We start from the raw sequence: 18,939 nt of genomic DNA on the forward strand, positions 1-18,939 counted from the left end.
CTCGTCGTTTCCGGGGAGTTATTTATGACCGCCATTCAGAAGTACAGTACCAAAGAGCGTGACCAGGACCGGGCTCGCATCCTGCAAATTCTGTTGACCAATAAAGCCGTTGCCAGCGGTATTCTGGCCAAAGAGCCTTTCGCTGAAACACAAAGCGCCGAGCAGGACATCGCCGAGATAGTGACGCTGGTTGGGCGACTGCCCGCGCCGGATCTCGCCGATGTCCTGGAAGCCTTGCCAACGGAAGAACGTTTAGCGCTATGGAGCCTCGTGACCGAAGACCGGCGCGGTAGCGTGCTGGTTGAAGCTTCAGAAACGGTCTGGGATGACCTGATTGAAGATATGAGCGATAAAGCGCTGCTTAATGCGCTCCGCCCGCTGGATATTGACGATCAGATCTATCTGGCACAATACCTCCCTCGCGATCTGGTCGGGCGTTTGCTGGCCACGCTGCCGCAGAATGAGCGCACGCAAGTTCGCCAGATCCTGCATTATGACAAGCACAGCGTTGGTGCGATCATGGATTTTGAAGTGATCACTGTGCGCCCTGATGTCACCCTTGCCGTTGTGCAGCGCTACCTTCGTATTCGCGGCAAGGTGCCGCAGAATACCGATAAGCTGTTTGTCACCAGCCGGGATAAAACGCTTTTAGGCGAGCTGGATCTTACCGCGATACTACTGCATTCGCCGCAAACGCCGGTGCTGAAGGTGATGGACGACAATCCCACCTGTTTCGCACCGGAAGATCATGACGAACAGGCCGCGCGTACCTTTGAACGTGATGACTTGATCAGTGCTGCAGTGATTGACAGCACCGGCAAGCTGATGGGGCGCTTAACGGTGGATGAGATTGTTGACGTGGTGTACGAGGAAACCGACAACGATCTGCGCCGCATGGGCGGCCTGAGCACCGAAGAGGACGTATTTGCACCCGTCAGCAAAGCTGTGCGCACCCGCTGGGCATGGCTTGCCATTAACCTTTGCACGGCGTTTGTGGCCTCACGCGTGATTGGATTATTTGAACATACCATTTCGCAATTGGTGGCACTGGCATCGCTGATGCCGATCGTGGCGGGCATCGGCGGTAACACTGGTAACCAGACGATCACCATGATTGTGCGTGCGCTGGCGCTCCAGCATATTCAGGCGGGTAACATCTCCTTCCTGATGCTGCGTGAGCTGGGCGTGGCGTTGATCAACGGGCTGGTCTGGGGCGGTGTGATGGGGGCAGTCACATGGCTGCTGTATAACGATGCGGCGATGGGCGGCGTGATGACGCTGGCGATGATCCTGAATCTTTTGGTCGCGGCGTTGATGGGCGTAGTGATTCCGATGACGATGACCAAACTGGGCAAAGATCCTGCCGTTGGCTCAAGCGTGATGATCACGGCGATAACCGACACCGGCGGATTCTTCATCTTCTTGGGGCTGGCTACGCTTTTCCTGCTGTAAGCCGAAATAATGCCCTGACAGACGCTCAGGGCATTACAGGTTTTATTTCTTCAGGCCTAGTTTGTTCACAACATACCTTATCTGCGTGATAAGGCTGGCGAGATACTTCTTCTGACGATATTCGTGTTTAGAACGTAATTTGAGAAGAGATATCGTGTGCGCATCCTGCAGCGGCAGCCCTTTCCATGGCGATTGCTCGAAGGCAATATCAAAATAGAGGGATGCCGGGTAGCGCATCCACTGTAGCCAGGGTTTTGAGCCGCTGGTGTAGTGAATAAAGACCGTATCATCGGTGATGGCCTTGTCAGGCTGGTGTGACGTTTTGAGCCCAAAGTGGTGGGCCGCGTCATAAATCTGATTATATTTTCCTGGTAACAACAGGCTGTTTTTATGGAAAAGAATATTCAGTACATCCTGGTCCAGGAAGCTGTATTCTGTGGTTTTATCGCCAATCATCGCCAGCGCTTTTTCGGTAAAGTGATTTCGCCGCCACTGTTCGAGATTCAGGTAAATCATCCCGGCATTAAAGTAGTTACCTTCCATGCCCGGCAGCCCAAGGCGCCTCTCACATGTTTGCTGTACTGAATCAAGATCGGGCACCACGGCGGCATATTTCTCTCCTAACGTGATATCAAGCAGCTCATCAGGGCTGGCCTTGCACATCACATCTGCATCCAGATAGAGAACCGTTTTCCTTGTGGCGGATAAATAGTTGAATGCGATAAAGCGGTAGTAGGTTGCAATAGTCCATTTAGCTCGCACGGGAAAATCAGCAAAAGAGGTTTTGTCGATCAGGTAGAGGTAAACGTTAGTCTGGAATTTTTGTGCCAGCGCGTTAAATTTTTCGAGGTGTTCGCTGCTCAAAAAATCTGTAAAGAAATGGAAGTTAAATTTTTTGCGGCTATTGATGAGTAATGATGTGGCGGAGACTGCAGCGCCTAATAAAAAGTTCTTGTCGATGCTATAAACGACATCGTGAACCTCTTCATCCTGTCCTGATTCGCAATACTCATTACTAACAATATATTTAACAATATGTTCCATTTCAGATTAGCCTATTGTGTTCTGCAGGACTGTTCCCTGGCTTGCTAATATGTCAAAAATCCGCGCTATGCGGAAGGGCAGGTACTTTTCTTTGCCTGTTGGATACAGGGTTTCAGATGTAAAAAAACCAGCCGTAAGAGGCTGGTTTTCAATGTTTATTTGGTCGGCACGAGAGGATTTGAACCTCCGACCCCCGACACCCCATGACGGTGCGCTACCAGGCTGCGCTACGTGCCGACGCAGGAGAATAATAGTACATTCTTCCACGTTGATTGCAAGGGAATACGCGGCTAACTGTCTTATAAATAAACAATTAGTTGGCGATAAAGCGCTTCTCGTCGGTCAGCACCTGCAGCAGCAAATCAAGCTGCGGCTTGGTCTCATTGATCCGTTTACCCTGCAGATCGTACATCCGATAGTTGCCGTTGTTATTGAGCACCAGCGTCATCTCAGGCGTTGTCACGGCCAGGGTTTGATTGTCTGCACCAATCACCCAATTATTACGACGCGTTGCGGCGAATAAATCCTCACCCTGGGAATACTCATTGGCCGCCGTTTTAACGTGCAGCAGGCGCTGCATCAGGGTAGTCATCACATCCTGATGATCGGTGAGTTTGGTGATGGTCTGTGCCGGTGTACCTGGCCAGTGAATCACGAGCGGAACCTGAATCCGCGCGCGCGACCAGGCAAAAGAGTCTCGCTGATTGCCGAGCGGAATACCGTGCCCTGCGGTGATAATCACCACGGTGTTTTGCAGCTTGCCTGCCGCTTCCAGCGCATCCAGAACGCGTTTAATTTGCTCATCAACGTTACCGGCTGCGCGGGAATAGCGTTGCTCGAAGCCCTGTTGATTACCGTTGTCGTCGATACTGGTGCCGTTAAAGGCGACCCAGGAGAACCAGCGATTGTCCTCGGAAGCATACTGGTTAAGCCAGCTAATCCACTGTGACGCCGTCTGGCTGTCGGTCTGGTTTTTGGCCGGGCGCAGCGAGAAATCAGACAGCAGGGCCTGGCGGTACATCGCCGAGTTAAAGCCGTCGGATGCAAACAGGCCAAGCTGGTAGCCCTGCTGATTTAAACCCGTAATCAGTGCGGCAGGGGTGCGGTTTGACAGCACGCCGTCCATATAAGCCGGGGAAATACCGTAGAACAGACCGAAGATGCCGCTGTCGGTGTTATTCCCGGAGCTCATGTGCTGAGTAAAGCGGATATTATCGTGGGCAAATGCCTTCAGCGCCGGCATATCTTTGCTCACGGTGCCAGCATTCAGCCCGTCAACGGTAATCAACAGCACATTGTTGCCGATCCCCATATCGCGGAATTGCAAATTACTCAGCGGATACTGGACCGAGAGTGCCTCCGGGCTACCTTGCTCAACCAGCCTGCGCTGGTATTCCTGTGCATCCAGCAGGCCGTGTTTTTCAAGGAAGCGACGGGCGGTCATTGGATAGGAGAGCGGCAAATTCGCCCGCTGCATAGTAATAGGGCGATAGAAGTTAGCATCCGCCCAGATGTACATCAGGTGGCTACTAAAGAAAGAGATAAAGAACAGAATCACTAAAGGGCGCGCGTATTGCCGACGACGCCCGAGGCTGCGCAGTTTTTGCCAGCTCCACGTCGCAAACAGCATCTCAATAAGCAGAATCACCGGCACGCTAATAAACATTAGCTGCCAGTCGCGGGCCATTTCCCCCTGATCGGGGTTAATCACCAGCTCCCAGACGGTGGGATTCAGGTGGAGGTGGAAGCGCGTGAAAACTTCGCTGTCTATCAGCAGTAACGTCATGCCCGCTGTCGCTAAGGCCGCACTGATAAAGCGCAGCAGGCGCTGCGACATGACAATAAACGTCAGCGGAAATATAAGCAGCAAATAGGCGGCAAAAACCAAAAAACTGAAGTGGCCGACAACGCTCACGTAGGAATAAATTCGCCCCGTTAGCGTCGTTGGCCAGTCGGCGATAAACAGATAGCGGCTACCCAGCAGCATGGCCAGCAGGATATTAAACAGGGCGAACCAGTGTCCCCAACTGACCATCTGGGAAACTTTTTCGCGGTAGCGCTGACGGTTAGTCACCATAACTTGTTACGATAGTTCCTTAGTGGGCTTTATCTTCGCTCACCGAAGCTTGAAGCGCCTCAGCAAAGGAGCGAGCCAAAGGACGACGCTGAGCGGACGCCACGTCGGTGTTTATCAGATTGGTGACCATATTTCCCAATACCATCAGGGAAAGATCGGTAGGCGCGTGGTGTTTTTCCAGCACGGCTGCCAGTTCGGTCAGCATCGCTTCAACTTGTTCGTCACTGTAGCGGGATGTTTGTGGCATAAATTAAAAATCATTCGTATTCGGGAAAGGGCATTATCTTACCGTAGCAGGGACGATTTTTCCGCTTTTTTATCACGACTTGCGTCCCGGTAGCGGCAGTGGTTGAATACCGCCCGGTCTTAAAGGAGAGTTTAACATGAGTCTGGATATCAACCAGATTGCCCTGCATCAATTGATTAAGCGCGATGAGCAGACGCTGGACGTCGTGCTGCGCGACTCGCTGCTGGCAACTGACGGTGCCGTCGAAGAGATGATGGCGGAACTGCATCGCGTATATAGCGCTAAAAATAAAGCTTACGGCCTTTTCAGCGAAGAGAGCGAACTGGCTGATGCGCTGCGCCTGCAGCGTAATGGCGATGAAGATTTTCTTGCCTTCACCCGTGCGGCAACCGGTCGTCTTCGCGATGAACTGGCAAAATACCCGTTTGCCGACGGCGGTATCGTGCTGTTCTGCCATTATCGTTACCTGGCGGTAGAATATCTGCTGGTGGCGGTGTTGAACAATCTGAGCAGCATGCGCGTTAACGAAGAGCTGGATATCAGCGCGACCCACTATCTCGACATCAACCATGCGGATATTGTGGCGCGTATAGATTTGACCGAATGGGAAACCAATCCGGAATCTACCCGCTACCTGACCTTCCTGAAGGGCAGAGTGGGGCGCAAAGTGGCTGATTTCTTTATGGACTTCCTGGGTGCCAGCGAAGGGCTGAACGCCAAAGCGCAGAACAAAGGTCTGCTGCAGGCGCTGGACGACTTCACGAACGAAGCTCAGCTGGACAAAAACGAACGCCAGGCCGCACGCCAGCAGGTTTACGCTTACTGCAACGAGCAACTTCAGGCGGGAGAAGAGATCGAACTCTCTTCGCTGGCCGATGAACTGCCGTGGGCGGTTGACGACAAGAACTTCCAGCAGTTTACCGCTGAGAAGGGCTATGAGCTGGAAGAGAGCTTCCCGGCGGATCGCGGGACGCTGAGGCAACTGACCAAATACGCCGGTAGCGGCGGCGGGCTGACGATTAACTTCGATGCCATGCTGCTGGGGGAGCGTATTTTCTGGGACCCGGCAACCGATACTTTAACCATTAAAGGGACGCCGCCGAATCTGCGCGATCAGCTTCAGCGCCGTACCTCAGGTAAATAATCTGCCAACACGGCCCGCGTTTTCAGCCGGGCCGTATCAAAACGCTAACTTTACGGCGCAATCGTAGGGGCAGTATTCGGGATGTACTCCGGCTCCGGGCCCTCGCTTTCAGGCAGTCGCTGTAAATGCCGAATCTCCAGCTTTTGCCCCATCCAGACGGCATGATCGGTATGATCGGCCCTGGGCTGCCCTGTGTTGGGATGCAGCAGCACGGTTAACCCGCAGCGGTTCAGCATCAGCCACGGCGCAAATCGCGCAAACTCTTCCGGCATAAAAGCGACCTGGTACATCGGCAGCGCGTGAGGGCCAACGGGCACATCGTGCCAGCGCCCCAGCAGCACTGAAAAACGCAGCGCAATTTCTGCCCGGATCCGTTCCGCAATCAGCCTTTGCTCCGGCGTCTCGAAATAGATATGGGCGTGGTAGCTTTGTATCGTCCTGATAGCCTGGATATCCTTCTCTACGGCGGGCATTAGCGATGTACCCGCAGGGATTTTTTCAACCATTGAATTTGTCTCTTTTGGCCAGGCGTGGCGTCGAATGCTTATATAACAAAAAACCCCGCCGAAGCGGGGTTTTTTTCGAACTTAACTCGCGATTAAGCGCGAACGAAGTCGATGTGAGTCAGTTTTGGCTTGAACGGGTGACGCTGCACAGCCTGAACTTTCACTTTTACTTCTTTACCGTCGATAGACAGGGTCAGAACTTCTTCGTAGAAACCAGGTTTAGCCTGCTGGTTCATTACGGAGTCGTGATCCAGTTCGATGGATACAGGAGCTTCCGCGCCACCATAAACGATAGCTGGGAATTTGTTTGCTGCACGCAGGCGGCGGCTCGCACCCTTGCCATGCTCTTTACGTTCTACTGCATTGATAGTAAACATTGACTGTTTCTCTTTAAATAAGCCTGCTACAGGCGACCCAGCAGCAGGTAAAGTTTTCTGCTTTGCGGATGCAAAAGCGGGCGGCATTATAGCCGTATCCGGCTCTGCCGGCAATGAAAAGTACCGGTTAGCCGCGTAATTCGTTGGCCCGCCGGAAGCGCCCCTGGTAGTCAAAAACCTTTTCACGTACGTTCCAGAACTGGCCATTTTTACGGGCTACCACAAAATCTGGATGGCGTAGCAGCGGCTGCTGAGCCACAACATCTGCGACAGTGATCCAGCGTAATGGCACGCCGGGCGCGCGTGAGTGCGGGCGGATAAACAGCTGTTCGAACGCCATGCGCTGGGCTGGCGTCTGGAGGCGGAAGCGCTCGCTAACGTCTGCGCCATCTTCGTCGTAATAGGTGATTTTAAGCCAATCGCCCTTAGCATCTCCGCCGGCCTGAAGCGTCATGCCGCTACAGCGCAGTACCAGGGCATCTTTCAGCTTCAGCGCCGCTTTAAGCATATCGTCCGGGTCGACCAGAATGTGGTCACACTGATGGCAGCGCCGGGCGGCGATATCATTTTCAGCATTGCAGTTTGGGCAGTTTTTAAAACGGAAGCGGTAATCGCACTGCTCGCGCAGGCCGTCATCGTCTTCAAACCAGCCCTGGCAGCGGCGGCCAAAGTGTTCAATCACCTTGCCGTCTGCGGTGGTTTTCCCCCAAAAGGTATTGGCAAACCCGCAGGAAGGGCAAAAGACCTGCACCGGCACGTTGTCGCTCTTCCCTTTAGCGTGGCCCACTTCCGGTGTGAATAAGTCATGTGGGTTTCCGGCATAGTCGAGAATCAAACAGTCTTTTTTCCCCGGAGAGAGGCGCAGGCCGCGACCAACAATTTGTTGGTAAAGGCTAACGGACTCGGTAGGGCGCAGAATGGCTATCAGATCAACGTGCGGCGCGTCAAAGCCGGTGGTCAATACCGCCACGTTCACCAAAAAGCGGAACTGCTGATTTTTAAATGCGTCGATGAGCGTGTCGCGCGCCGGGCCTGGCGTGTCGGCGGTAATCAGTGCCGCGTCGCTGGCGGGCAGGAGGGCGGTTATCTCTTTCGCGTGCTCTACCGTAGCGGCAAAGATCATCACGCCGCGCCGGTCTGCGGCAAATTCAACGATCTGGCTGATGATATGCGGTGTGATGCGTTTTTGTTGTTTCTGCTCGCGGTTCAGATCCGCCTCGCTGAACAGCCCATTGGACTGCGCCTGCAGGCGGCTAAAATCGTACTGCACCACCGGCATATCCAGCCGTTCAGGCGGCGTCAGGTAACCATGCTTAATCATATAGCGCAGCGGCAGCTCGTAAATGCAGTCGCGAAACAGCGCTTTTTCATCACCGCGAACCATGCCGTGGTAATGAAACTGATAAATCCAGCCTTTGCCGAGGCGGAAGGGGGTGGCGGTCAGCCCCAATAGCCGCAGGTTAGGATTGTTGCCGCGCAGATGCGCCAGAATTTGCTGATACTGACTTTCGTCGCTGTCGCCGATTCGGTGGCACTCATCGACAATCAGCAGGGAAAACTCACCGTGGAAATGCTCGAGGTTGCGGGCAACGGATTGAACGCTACCAAAGACGACTTTGCCCTGACTTTCCTTACGCTGCAGGCCAGCGGCAAAAATATCCGCCTCCAGCCCGAGGGAGACATACTTCGCGTGGTTTTGCGCCACAAGCTCTTTCACATGGGCCAGCACCAGCACGCGCCCGCGAGCCACTCTTGCCAGCTCGGCAATCACCAGGCTTTTGCCCGCGCCGGTGGGCAACACGATGACGGCAGGTTCAGGGTGCTTGCGGAAGTAGCTGAGGGTGGCATCCACCGCTTCTTGCTGGTAAGGACGAAGAGTAAAGGACATGGCCGGGCGGTTTTTCAACCTTGTTATCAAGTGACTGCAACGATTATGCCATAAAGCACGGTTTTACCTTGAGAGAGTTTTTGATGTCGCTATACTGGCAAACTAATTATCAGGCAAACCAATTTCCACCTGAATGTGGGCTTCAGCCCCTGCCGCACGCTCGCTTGTCGGCACCTTCATGAAACAGGCAATACACTAATGCGACTCGATAAATTTATCTCTCAGCAGCTCGGCATCAGCCGCGCTATTTCTGGCCGTGAAATCCGTGCTAACCGCGTCACCATTGACGGGGAAGTTGTGCGTGACGCCTCTTTTAAACTGCTGCCGGAACATCAGGTAGCGTTTGATGATAACCCACTGACTCAGCAGCACGGCCCGCGTTACTTCATGCTGAACAAGCCGCAGGGGTACGTCTGTTCCACCGACGATCCCGATCACCCAACGGTGCTTTACTTCCTCGATGAGCCAGTAGCACACAAGCTGCACGCCGCGGGCCGTCTGGATATCGACACCACCGGGCTGGTATTGATGACGGACGACGGCCAGTGGTCACACCGCATTACCTCTCCGCGCCATCATTGCGAGAAAACCTATTTGGTTACGCTGGAATCGCCGGTTGAAGAAGGCACGGCGGAACACTTCGCCAAAGGCGTTCAGCTGCATAATGAGAAAGACCTCACCAAACCTGCCGTGCTGGAAGTCATCACGCCGACGGAAGTGCGTCTGACCATCAGCGAAGGCCGTTACCATCAGGTAAAGCGCATGTTTGCTGCCGTAGGCAATCATGTGGTTGAACTGCACCGTGAGCGTATTGGCGACATCGCCCTGGATCCTGAACTGGCGCCAGGGGAGTATCGCCCGTTAACCGAACAGGAAATTGCCAGCGTCGGCATGCCCTAATCACCGGAGTCACTTTTGAGCCGTAAACAGAACTCTTCTGTCGGTATTATCGTTATCCTTGGCCTGCTGGCGATGCTGATGCCGCTGTCCATCGATATGTACCTACCGGCGTTGCCGATGATAGCCCAGGGCTTTAATGTCCCGGCAGGCAGCGCACAAATGACCCTCAGTACCTATATTTTGGGTTTTGCCATCGGGCAGATCTTCTATGGGCCGATGGCCGATAGTCTGGGACGTAAGCCGGTGGTGCTTGGTGGCACTCTGGTGTTTGCGCTGGCGGCAATTGCCTGTGCGCTTTCCCAGACCATCGATCAGCTAATTTGGATGCGCTTTTTGCACGGTCTCGCGGCCGCGGCGGCGAGCGTGGTGATCAACGCCCTGATGCGCGATATCTACCCGAAAGAAGAGTTCTCCCGAATGATGTCTTTCGTGATGTTGATAACGACCATTGCGCCGCTGGTGGCGCCAATGATCGGGGGCGCAGTACTGGTGTGGTATAGCTGGCACACGATCTTCTGGATTCTGGCCGCTGCCGCGCTGCTCGCATCGGCGATGATTTTCTTCTTTATTCACGAAACGCTCGCCCCTGAAATGCGGCAGAAGTTTAACCTGCGCACCACGGCAGGCAACTTTGCTACGCTGTTCCGCCATAAGCGGGTGCTGAGCTATATGCTGGCCAGCGGCTTTAGCTTTGCCGGAATGTTCTCGTTCCTCAGCGCCGGGCCGTTCGTTTACATCGAATTAAACCATGTTTCGCCGCAGCACTTCGGTTACTACTTTGCGCTGAACGTTGTGTTCCTGTTCTTTATGACCATGATCAACAGCCGCTTTGTGCGCCGGGTTGGGGCCATTAACATGTTCCGTGCCGGGCTGTACATTCAGTTTGCGATGGCGGTATGGCTGGTGCTCAGCAGCCAGCTGGACTTTGGCTTCTGGGCGATGGTGCTTGGCGTGGCGGTGTTTATCAGCTGTGTGTCGCTGGTGTCATCCAATGCAATGGCGGTCATTCTGGATGAATTCCCGCATATGGCGGGTACTGCATCTTCATTGGCCGGGACATTCCGCTTTGGCATCGGCGCGTTAACCGGGGCGCTGCTCTCGGTGGCCACCTTTAATACCGCGTGGCCGATGATCTGGTCTATTGCCATTTGTGCGACAGCCTCCGTGCTGTTCTACTTCTACGCCAGCAAAGCTCGCCACACGAAAGCCTGAAAATCCACGGGCGTTTCTGATCAGAAACGCCCGTGCTCTCCACGAAAATTCCCGTATAATCTCTGTTGATATAGGATATATGTTTCGTATATGTAAAAGGCTCAACTGTAAAAAGTCACAACTTTGTAGTTAAAAAGGTTGAGTTAGATCTCAGAAAGCGATACATATAGCGCCGAAACGCGTGCCATAGCACAAAAATAAAGCGTTAGTTTTGAAATCTCTACATGAGATGTGAGCCGTTTTAATGCTCGTTTAAACGCAATTTATCAACATTGTGTTAACCTTTGTGTAAAGAGTTTGAGATAAATTGCCGATTGGAACTTCCGGGGAAATGAAATTGAACACCATACAACTGTCCATCGTGCATCGTCTGCCGCAGAGCTATCGCTGGTTGACGGGTTTTGCAGGCTCCAGAGTTGAACCGATTCCGCAAAATGCGCAACAGGATGATGATTGCCTGATTGGCCTGAAACTGCTTAGCCCGGACGGGGAAAAAGCGTGGCCAATCATGGATACGCTTAGCCAGGCATTAAGCGACATTGAAGTGGACAGCTCCGTCGTGGAGTGTGAAGGCGAGCCGTGCCTGTTTGTTAACCTGCAGGACGAGCTGGCGGCAACCTGTCGCCTGAAAAACGTGGGTGTCGCTATCGCCGAGTCATTTTCCAGCCATAACCCTTTCTGAATTTCAGGCGAGCGCCAGCAGCTGACGCGTGTAGTCGCTTTGTGGGGCGCTAAAAATCTGCCTGCAGTCTCCCTGTTCGACCACTTCTCCCTGACGCAGTACCACCATCTGATGGCAAAGTGCTTTCACTACCTGTAAATCATGGCTGATGAAGATATAAGCCAGGCGGTGTTTTTCCTGCAGTGATTTTAACAGCGCCAGAATCTGAGCCTGCACTGAGCGATCGAGCGAAGAGGTGGGTTCATCCAGCACGATAAGCTGCGGCTGCAAAATCAACGCTCTGGCGATAGCGATGCGCTGGCGCTGGCCACCGGAAAACTCAGCCGGGTAGCGGTGGAGCATATCCGCCTGCAGCCCGACCTCTTCCAGCGCCTGAATCACTTTGGCCTTACGTTCTGCGGCGTTTAGCGCCGGATGATGCACCCGCAGGCCTTCCTCTACAATCTGCAGCACATCCAGACGTGGATTCAGGGCGGAATTGGGGTCCTGGAATACGACCTGCACCCGATGGCGCAGCGGCAGCAGCTGCTTGCGGTTGAGCTGGTGGAGAGGCTGATCGTCAAACCAGATAGCGCCCGTGGAATGAATTAATCGCAGCAGCGCCAGCCCGGTGGTGCTTTTTCCCGATCCCGATTCTCCAACCAGCCCCAGGCTCTCTCCAGGGCGCAGTTCAAAACTGAGATTTTTCAGCCCGTAGTGGTGACCCACCGTTCTTTTCAGCAGGCCCCGGCGAATCGGAAACGCCACCTGCAGATCCTCAACTTTGAGCAGGGGGGTAACGTCTGCTGCCAGCGGCACGGGGTCGCCTGATGGCTCAGCATTCAACAGCTGCTGGGTATAGGGATGCTGAGGATGACTGAACAGATCGGTGGTGGATTGTTGCTCCACGCATTTGCCGTGACGCATCACCGCCACGTTGTCCGCCAGCTTTTTCATGATACTCAGATTGTGGGTGATAAACAGCAGGCCCATATTCAGTTCCTGCTTCAGCTCTTGCAGTAACTGCAGGATCTGCGCCTGAACCGAAACATCCAGCGCCGTTGTCGGCTCATCGGCAATCAGCAATTCAGGGCGGGTCAGCAGCGCCATAGCAATCATTACGCGCTGGCGTTCGCCGCCGGACAGCAGGTGAGGGTAGTCCTGGAGCCGGGTTGCAGGGTTGCGAATGCCCACGCGATCGAGGCAGGTGAGTATCTCCGCGCGGGCAGGTTCGGGCCGCATTCCCCGATGCAGAGAGAGCACTTCGTACAGCTGTTTTTCGAGGGTGTGCAAGGGGTTGAGCGACACCATCGGTTCCTGAAATATCATCGCAATTTTGTTGCCGCGCACGCCACGCAGCGTCTTTTCCGGCGCGTTTAGCAGGTCATTACCGTGAAACAAAATTTCCCCGGAGGGATAAACCACCGGCGGGGACGGCAGCAGGCGCAGCACGGAAAGCGCCGTCACGCTCTTGCCTGAGCCGGACTCGCCGACCAGCGCGAGCGTTTCACCCGCTTCCACCTGGAGCGAAACCGAGTCCACCACCTGCCGCAGGGTTCTACCCTGCTGAAAAGCGATAGAAAGATTGTTGATAGCGAGTAGCGGAGTGGTCATGGTCAGCGCGCCTTAGCCGGGTCGAAGGCGTCACGAACCGCTTCGCCAATAAAAATTAACAGGGAGAGCAAAATGGCCAGAGACAAGAACGCAGAGATGCCCAACCACGGTGCCTGAAGGTTGTTTTTGCCCTGTAACACGAGTTCACCCAGCGACGGCGATCCCAGCGGCAGACCAAAGCCGAGGAAATCCAGTGAGGTTAAGGTTGTTATCGAGGCGCACAGAATGAACGGCAGGAAGGTCAGGGTAGCCACCATGGCGTTGGGCAGCATATGCCGGGTCATGATTGACCAGTCGCTGACGCCCATGGCTTGCGCCGCCCGAATATAGTCGAAGTTGCGGGTGCGCAAAAACTCTGCCCGCACAACGCCCACCAGCCCCATCCAGCCAAACAAAACGGTTATACCCAGCAGCCACCAAAAATTGGGCTGTACCACGCTGGAGAGCATGATGATCAAAAACAGCGTCGGCATGCCGGACCAGACTTCAATCAACCGTTGTCCCCACAGGTCAATGCGCCCGCCGTAATAGCCCTGTACCGCCCCGGCCAGCACGCCAATGATGCTGGAGAAAAAGGTCAGCAACAGGCCGAAGAGCACGGAAATGCGCGTGCCGTATAGGATCCTCGCCAGCACGTCGCTGCCGTTGGCGTCGGTACCAAGCCAGTTTTGTGCGCTGGGTGGTGAAGGAAAAGGGACATTGCTGGCGTAGTTGATGGTGTTGCTGCTAAAGCGGATCGGCGCCCAGAAGATCCAGCCTTTTTCATTCAGGCGTTCTGTTAACCAGGGATCCTGGTAGTCCGCGGGAGTTGAGAGTGGGCCGCCAAAATCACTTTCGCTGTAGTTTTTCAACGCCGGGAACCAGAGCTTGCCTTCGTAGCTCACCACCAGCGGGCGCTCGTTGGCAACCAGCTCAGCCCCCATGCTCAGGACAAAAATCAGCGCAAAGATCCACAGCGACCAGTAGCCGCGACGGTTCTGACGAAAGCGCGCCCAGCGCGCCTGGTTTACCGGGCTTAATCGGCTCATCCGCGTCCCTCAAAATCGATACGGGGATCGACCAGCGTGTAGGTAACATCGCTGAGGATGTTGGTCAGCAGGCCAATCAGACTAAAAATATAAAGGGTGCCGAAAATCACCGGGTAGTCGCGGGAAATCGTGGCTTCGTAGCCCAACAGGCCCAGCCCGTTAAGCGAGAACATCACCTCAATCAGCAGCGAGCCTGTGAAGAACATGCTGATAAACGTCGCCGGGAACCCGGCAATCACCAGCAGCATCGCGTTACGAAAGACGTGGTGATACAGAATTTTTTTCTCATCCAGCCCTTTGGCTCGTGCCGTCACCACGTATTGCTTGCGAATTTCATCGAGAAAGGAATTCTTCGTCAGCATGGTTAAGGTAGCAAAGCCGCCGATGACCGTCGCCAGCACGGGCAGCGTGATGTGCCACAGGTAATCGGTGATTTTGCTGTACCAGGGCAGGGTCTCAAAATTGGCCGACGTTAGCCCTCGCAGTGGGAACCAGTCGAGATAAGTGCCGCCGGCAAACAGCACAATCAGCAGGATGGCAAACAAAAACGCCGGAATGGCGTAGCCGATAATAATGAAAATGCTGCTCCAGATATCAAAACTGCTGCCATTGCTGACTGCTTTACGGATCCCCAACGGAATCGACACCAGATAGATAATCAGCGTGCTCCACAGCCCGATGGAAATGGAAACGGGCAGGCTGTCTTTTATCAGCTTAATCACCGAGGAGCTACGGAACAGACTGTTGCCGAAGTCGAAGCGTAAATAGTCGCCGAGCATAGTGAAATAGCGCTCGTGCAGCGGTTTGTCGAACCCGTAGCGATGCACAATATCGGCAATGACTTCCGGGTCAAGGCCTCGGCCCCCGCGATACTGGCTGCTGGTGGCGTCACCCACGCCGGTGCGGGCGTGGCCGCTCCCCATGGCGTCGTTGTTCACGCCCGGCATGCCTGTTGTGTGGCCCATTTGTATTGCGGCAATGGCCTGATCCACCGGTCCACCTGGGGCAATCTGCACGATGAAAAAGTTGATGGTGATTATTGCCCACAGCGTGGGAATGATAAGCAGCAACCGCCGCAGGATATAAGCGCCCACGTTAGTCCCCCTGACGCCGGTCGGCAGGCAGCTTCGCAGCTTTGTTGACGTCATACCACCAGTTATCAAACCCGGTGCTGTAGAGCGGATGAATGGCGGGGCGGGAGAACTTATTCCACCAGGCCAGCCGGTCAGCCGACATATACCACATCGGCAGCATGTAGTTGTTCCAGGTCAGCACACGGTCAAGGGCACGGCCCAGCGGCAGCAGTTTTTTCTTGTCGCCCTGATTGGCGATAATCATCTCAATGAGCTTGTCGACCACCGGGCTTTGTACCCCCGGCGCGTTATAGCTGGAATTGATGTACTCCGAGGCCCAAATAATTTGCAAACTAGGGCTTGGGTAAGGCATTGCGCTGTATAAACTTGGCATCATGTCGTAGTCGCGGCTGCGCAGGCGGCTTGAAAGCTGCGAGTTATCGACCTGGCGGATATTCATGGTAATGCCCAGGCGCTGCAAATTGCGCTGGAAGGGGAGGATCCATTGCGTGTTGCCGGTCGTGCCGGTCAGCAGTTCGAACACAAACGGCTGGCCGGTGGCTACGTTTACCAGCTTCTGGTCTTTTAACTCCCAGCCCGCTTCTTTCAGCAGGCTGAGCGCCTTGAGCAGGTTTTCCCGGTCAAACCCGCGTCCGTCAGATTTTGGTGGATTATAAATAGAGGTGAAAACCTCCGGCGGGAGATCTTTTTTCATCGGCGCCAGCAGCATCAGTTCGTCGGCATCCGGGTAACCGCGAGCGGCGTATTCCGTATTCTGAAAATAGCTGTTGGCCCGGCTGTAAGCGCCATAAAACAGCGCCTTGTTCATCCACTCAAAATCAAAGGCCAGGCCGATGGCTTCCCTTACCCGGCGGTCGCTGAAAATGGGGCGCTGGATGTTAAACGCCAGCCAACGGGTATCCTGGGCGGATTCGTTTTTCTGCTCATCCTTGACGATGTAATGGTTGCTGAAGTTTTTCCCGATGTAGCGCGTGGCCCAGTTTTTGGCTGAGACCTCAGTACGATAATCAAACGCCCCGGCCTTGAACGCCTCAAAAGCCACGTCGTCATCAAGATAATAGTCGTAGCGGATGGTATTAAAGTTCCAGCGCCCACGGTTAACGGGTAGATTTACCGCCCAGTAATCCCGTACTCGCGAATAGGTGATGTATTGCCCCATTTTCCAGTCGGTGATTTTATACGGCCCGCTGGAAAGCGGTGGGGAGGAGAGCGGGTCGCTCAGCTTGTGATCCTTCCAGAACTTCTCCGGGAATACAGGAAGCGAAAACAGGCCCAGCATCCGGTCTTTGCTCGGCGTGGCAAGCTCAATACGCACGGTGAGCGGCGCAATGGCGCGTACCGTCGCCCCTTTGTAAATCAGGCGGAACTGCGGCACGCCTTCCGTCATGAATTTATTGAAGGTAAATGCGACGTCTTGGGCGGTAATTGGGCTGCCATCCTGAAAGCGGGCTCGCGGGTTAATGGACACTTCAGTCCACGCAAAGTTGGACGGGTAGCGGGCCATCTCGGCAATCAAAGGATAATAGCTGCCGGGTTCGTCATCAGAAGTGGTGAACAGCGGGTCGTACAGCGTGTCGGTGCGAACGCCCGGGTTACCCCGCATGGCAAAACGGTTGAAGTTATCAAAAGTGCCAATCGCCGAGAGCGTGATATTACCGCCCTTGGGGGCTGCGGGATTGACGTAATCAAACTGCGTGAAGTTGACGGCGTATTTAGGTTCGCCCAGGACGGCAAAAGAGTAGCTTTCGTTTATCTCTGCGGCGCGTGGCGTAAGGGAAAAGGTGCTCAGGCAAAGCAGCATCAGTGCACGTACAGCTTTTGTCATCTTCATTCCTTGCCCGGTGGGTGGGAAAGCGCAGGCGTCACGCGGCAGCGCCCGGTAAGCCCATGATGGTTAATCATAAGTTAGCCGGTGAAGATTGCGCAATGCCTGTCAGTCTTTCAATTCGTCATAAAGCGTGTGGGAAGGGTTCCAGCTGACAAGCTGGCTTAGGGTCAGGGGGCGGCTGAAGTAATAGCCTTGCAGGAAGTTACAGCCGCGTTCAATAAGCCATTTCGCCTGCTCCGGCGTTTCTACCCCTTCCGCTACCGTGTTCATGTTCAGGCGCTGAGCCAGCGTCAGCACGGCGTCCAGCACCGGCGCGGTCACCGTTTCCATCCCGATGGAGTTGACGAAGCCGCGGTCAATCTTCAGATAATCCAGCGTAAAGCGCTCGAGATAAATCAGCGCGCTGTGGCCGGTACCGAAGTCATCCACCGCGATTTCAAACCCCTGCTCGTGTAGCCAGGCAAAAATGCCCATCGCCTCTTTTTCTTTCAGCATGTCGCGCTCGGTTATCTCAAACACTAACTGGAAATGGTGCGGCGGCAGTGAAGCGGCGAAGGCCTGAATATCCTGCTTAAACGTCGGGGAGTGAAGATGGCTTGGGGCGAGATTCACGCCCAGCTTGGCTCCGGCGGGCAGAACTTTTTGCAGCGTAGGTGCGTCCCGGGCAATCAATTCAAACAAATGGCGCGTGAGTGGCACAATCAACTGCTGAGCTTCGGCAAAGCCGATAAACGCATCCGGGGGGATCATGCCCGCCGTTGGGTGCTCCCAGCGCATCAGCACCTCTATACCACGCATCTGCAGAGCCTGTGAGTCGACCACGGGCTGGTAAACAACAAAAAATTGCCCCCGCTTGATGCCGGTAAGAATTTCTTTCCCCGCCCGTACTTTGACCGACAGAAAGTAACCACACAGCGCGGCGCTCAACAGGCCGGATAATAACCCGGCCAGAATGGCCAGTTGAATGTCCTCCAGCGGCCACGGCGTACCATAAATGTAGAGTTTAATCGGGTAGCCGTTAAGCACAGAAATTCTGGTGGGCGAGGGGGGAAGCTCATCGGTATTTATCACGTCGGGTGAATAGGACGTGAGCGCCTTGTTGCCTACCACCAGCGCCATGGAGCTGATGTCCTGCTGGCGGGAGGTGAACACCAGGTAGGGCGTAAGATTGACGTTTAGCGTAGTAAAAACGCCGCGCCCCGAGGCCAGTGGGTTAAGAAACCAGGCGGCAATCACCGGCTTGCCCGGCATCATTGGTGTGCCGTTCATGATCGCCAGGTCGACGGTTTTATTGATGTTCAGTTCGGGCTCCAGCGCATCCATCGACATTTCCATGTTGCCGGTGGCGGAAGAGCAGTAGGCGATGCCGTTACGCACCAGCAAAAAGGCTCGTACATTGGGATTAAAAGCCGCACGAGAAGTCAGTTCACCGCTGACCCTTTCACACTCGTTCATGGTTAAAGGCTGGATACCCTCGGCGGTGGCGTGAAGTTCTTTAAAGAAGGTATCGAGATAGTTGCTGATGTCGCGAGAGAGGAGATTATAAGCGGACTCCCGCTTGGAATGGAGTGCCAGGCTGGTTAGCCCGCCGATAAATAATGCGGCACATAATCCCATCAGCAGGCTAAACGCGACTATCTGCTTTGGGGTGCTAAAGTAGCGCGAAAAAATATTTCTATAAGACATGGAATTATGAGTCCCGCAGGGGCAAGCGAATCATCGTTTGTTTTGTGCTTTTTTCTGACTATAACCCATAACCAGGAAATTGTTTAACTTGTTTCGCAAGGTAACTATTTCACTTTTCAATTTTTAGCGAAAAGAGTAAACGTCTGAATTACAGGCATAAAAAAACGCTGCGTTGGCAGCG

Annotated in this window: 16 protein-coding genes and 1 tRNA gene; 5 read left to right on the plus strand and 12 right to left on the minus strand. The window is 54.3% G+C overall.

The window, feature by feature from the left end; genetic code table 11:
* The first annotated feature begins 24 nt into the window (after positions 1–24).
* Positions 25–1,452: a magnesium transporter gene (gene mgtE, locus B9Y90_RS01005; protein ID WP_039295478.1), complete on the plus strand. Its 1,428-nt coding sequence runs from the start codon at positions 25–27 to the stop codon at positions 1,450–1,452.
* 42 nt (positions 1,453–1,494) lie between these two features.
* Here the strand turns inward: mgtE and B9Y90_RS01010 are convergent, their stop codons facing one another.
* From B9Y90_RS01010 to B9Y90_RS01025, 4 genes are all read right to left on the minus strand, one after another.
* Positions 1,495–2,496 carry a glycosyltransferase family 8 protein gene (locus B9Y90_RS01010; protein WP_085539937.1) on the minus strand — a complete coding sequence of 334 codons (1,002 nt, stop codon included), beginning with the start codon at positions 2,494–2,496 and terminating at the stop codon, positions 1,495–1,497.
* Between the two features lie 160 nt (positions 2,497–2,656).
* Positions 2,657–2,733 (minus strand) — tRNA-Pro (locus B9Y90_RS01015).
* 76 nt (positions 2,734–2,809) lie between these two features.
* Positions 2,810–4,573: an LPS biosynthesis-modulating metalloenzyme YejM gene (yejM, locus tag B9Y90_RS01020; protein ID WP_039295476.1), complete on the minus strand. Its 1,764-nt coding sequence runs from the start codon at positions 4,571–4,573 to the stop codon at positions 2,810–2,812.
* A 19-nt stretch (positions 4,574–4,592) separates the two neighbouring features.
* Positions 4,593–4,820 carry a YejL family protein gene (locus B9Y90_RS01025; RefSeq protein ID WP_008459871.1) on the minus strand — a complete coding sequence of 76 codons (228 nt, stop codon included), beginning with the start codon at positions 4,818–4,820 and terminating at the stop codon, positions 4,593–4,595.
* Between the two features lie 136 nt (positions 4,821–4,956).
* On the opposite strand from B9Y90_RS01025, the gene yejK reads away from it, so the two are divergent.
* Positions 4,957–5,964: a nucleoid-associated protein YejK gene (gene yejK, locus B9Y90_RS01030; protein ID WP_085539938.1), complete on the plus strand. Its 1,008-nt coding sequence runs from the start codon at positions 4,957–4,959 to the stop codon at positions 5,962–5,964.
* 50 nt (positions 5,965–6,014) lie between these two features.
* Here the strand turns inward: yejK and B9Y90_RS01035 are convergent, their stop codons facing one another.
* The 3 genes from B9Y90_RS01035 to B9Y90_RS01045 all read right to left on the minus strand — a co-directional run bounded on the left by B9Y90_RS01035 (position 6,015) and on the right by B9Y90_RS01045 (position 8,735).
* Positions 6,015–6,470 (minus strand): DOPA 4,5-dioxygenase family protein, encoded by a 456-nt coding sequence (locus B9Y90_RS01035; protein WP_139827322.1) that lies wholly within the window; start codon positions 6,468–6,470, stop codon positions 6,015–6,017.
* Between the two features lie 92 nt (positions 6,471–6,562).
* A complete protein-coding gene (gene rplY / locus B9Y90_RS01040; protein ID WP_039295472.1) occupies positions 6,563–6,847 on the minus strand; it encodes a 50S ribosomal protein L25 in 285 nt (94 codons plus the stop codon).
* A gap of 127 nt (positions 6,848–6,974) precedes the next feature.
* Positions 6,975–8,735, minus strand: a complete 1,761-nt coding sequence (locus tag B9Y90_RS01045) for a DNA repair helicase RadD (RefSeq protein WP_085539939.1) — start codon at positions 8,733–8,735, stop codon at positions 6,975–6,977.
* 198 nt (positions 8,736–8,933) lie between these two features.
* Here B9Y90_RS01045 and rsuA point away from each other — a divergent pair, with 198 nt between their 5' ends.
* The 3 genes from rsuA (at position 8,934) to B9Y90_RS01060 (ending at position 11,529) form a co-directional block, all read left to right on the plus strand.
* Complete coding sequence (gene rsuA, locus B9Y90_RS01050) at positions 8,934–9,635, plus strand: 16S rRNA pseudouridine(516) synthase RsuA (RefSeq protein ID WP_039295469.1); 702 nt, start codon at positions 8,934–8,936, stop codon at positions 9,633–9,635.
* Positions 9,636–9,650: 15 nt separating this feature from the next.
* Entirely contained in the window at positions 9,651–10,847 is a 1,197-nt protein-coding gene (locus B9Y90_RS01055) for a Bcr/CflA family multidrug efflux MFS transporter (protein WP_039295467.1), read from the plus strand.
* 337 nt (positions 10,848–11,184) lie between these two features.
* Positions 11,185–11,529, plus strand: a complete 345-nt coding sequence (locus tag B9Y90_RS01060) for a YejG family protein (RefSeq protein WP_008459886.1) — start codon at positions 11,185–11,187, stop codon at positions 11,527–11,529.
* Positions 11,530–11,532: 3 nt separating this feature from the next.
* Here the strand turns inward: B9Y90_RS01060 and yejF are convergent, their stop codons facing one another.
* The 5 genes from yejF to B9Y90_RS01085 form a co-directional block, all read right to left on the minus strand.
* Positions 11,533–13,122 (minus strand): microcin C ABC transporter ATP-binding protein YejF, encoded by a 1,590-nt coding sequence (gene yejF, locus B9Y90_RS01065; RefSeq protein ID WP_085539940.1) that lies wholly within the window; start codon positions 13,120–13,122, stop codon positions 11,533–11,535.
* A gap of 2 nt (positions 13,123–13,124) precedes the next feature.
* Positions 13,125–14,150: a microcin C ABC transporter permease gene (locus B9Y90_RS01070; protein ID WP_085539941.1), complete on the minus strand. Its 1,026-nt coding sequence runs from the start codon at positions 14,148–14,150 to the stop codon at positions 13,125–13,127.
* On the minus strand, positions 14,147–15,244 hold the full coding sequence (locus B9Y90_RS01075; protein WP_085539942.1) for a microcin C ABC transporter permease YejB: 1,098 nt from the start codon (positions 15,242–15,244) through the stop codon (positions 14,147–14,149). The genes B9Y90_RS01070 and B9Y90_RS01075 overlap by 4 nt, the downstream gene beginning before the upstream one ends.
* A gap of 1 nt (position 15,245) precedes the next feature.
* Entirely contained in the window at positions 15,246–17,069 is a 1,824-nt protein-coding gene (locus B9Y90_RS01080) for an extracellular solute-binding protein (RefSeq protein WP_085539943.1), read from the minus strand.
* Between the two features lie 108 nt (positions 17,070–17,177).
* Positions 17,178–18,758, minus strand: a complete 1,581-nt coding sequence (locus B9Y90_RS01085; protein WP_085539944.1) for a cyclic di-GMP phosphodiesterase — start codon at positions 18,756–18,758, stop codon at positions 17,178–17,180.
* Between the last annotated feature and the right edge of the window lie 181 nt (positions 18,759–18,939).

Source organism: Cedecea sp. NFIX57 (assembly GCF_900177785.1).
GTDB classification, from domain to species: domain Bacteria; phylum Pseudomonadota; class Gammaproteobacteria; order Enterobacterales; family Enterobacteriaceae; genus Cedecea; species Cedecea neteri_C.

Excerpts from the sequence above, each read along its gene's own strand:
- mgtE (WP_039295478.1), top strand. The coding sequence starts at position 25 with ATGACCGCCATTCAGAAGTACAGTACCAAAGAGCGTGACCAGGACCGG.
- B9Y90_RS01010 (WP_085539937.1), bottom strand. The coding sequence starts at position 2,496 with ATGGAACATATTGTTAAATATATTGTTAGTAATGAGTATTGCGAATCA.
- yejM (WP_039295476.1), bottom strand. The coding sequence starts at position 4,573 with ATGGTGACTAACCGTCAGCGCTACCGCGAAAAAGTTTCCCAGATGGTC.
- B9Y90_RS01025 (WP_008459871.1), bottom strand. The coding sequence starts at position 4,820 with ATGCCACAAACATCCCGCTACAGTGACGAACAAGTTGAAGCGATGCTG.
- yejK (WP_085539938.1), top strand. The coding sequence starts at position 4,957 with ATGAGTCTGGATATCAACCAGATTGCCCTGCATCAATTGATTAAGCGC.
- B9Y90_RS01035 (WP_139827322.1), bottom strand. The coding sequence starts at position 6,470 with ATGGTTGAAAAAATCCCTGCGGGTACATCGCTAATGCCCGCCGTAGAG.
- rplY (WP_039295472.1), bottom strand. The coding sequence starts at position 6,847 with ATGTTTACTATCAATGCAGTAGAACGTAAAGAGCATGGCAAGGGTGCG.
- B9Y90_RS01045 (WP_085539939.1), bottom strand. The coding sequence starts at position 8,735 with ATGTCCTTTACTCTTCGTCCTTACCAGCAAGAAGCGGTGGATGCCACC.
- rsuA (WP_039295469.1), top strand. The coding sequence starts at position 8,934 with ATGCGACTCGATAAATTTATCTCTCAGCAGCTCGGCATCAGCCGCGCT.
- yejF (WP_085539940.1), bottom strand. The coding sequence starts at position 13,122 with ATGACCACTCCGCTACTCGCTATCAACAATCTTTCTATCGCTTTTCAG.
- B9Y90_RS01070 (WP_085539941.1), bottom strand. The coding sequence starts at position 14,150 with ATGAGCCGATTAAGCCCGGTAAACCAGGCGCGCTGGGCGCGCTTTCGT.
- B9Y90_RS01080 (WP_085539943.1), bottom strand. The coding sequence starts at position 17,069 with ATGACAAAAGCTGTACGTGCACTGATGCTGCTTTGCCTGAGCACCTTT.
- B9Y90_RS01085 (WP_085539944.1), bottom strand. The coding sequence starts at position 18,758 with ATGTCTTATAGAAATATTTTTTCGCGCTACTTTAGCACCCCAAAGCAG.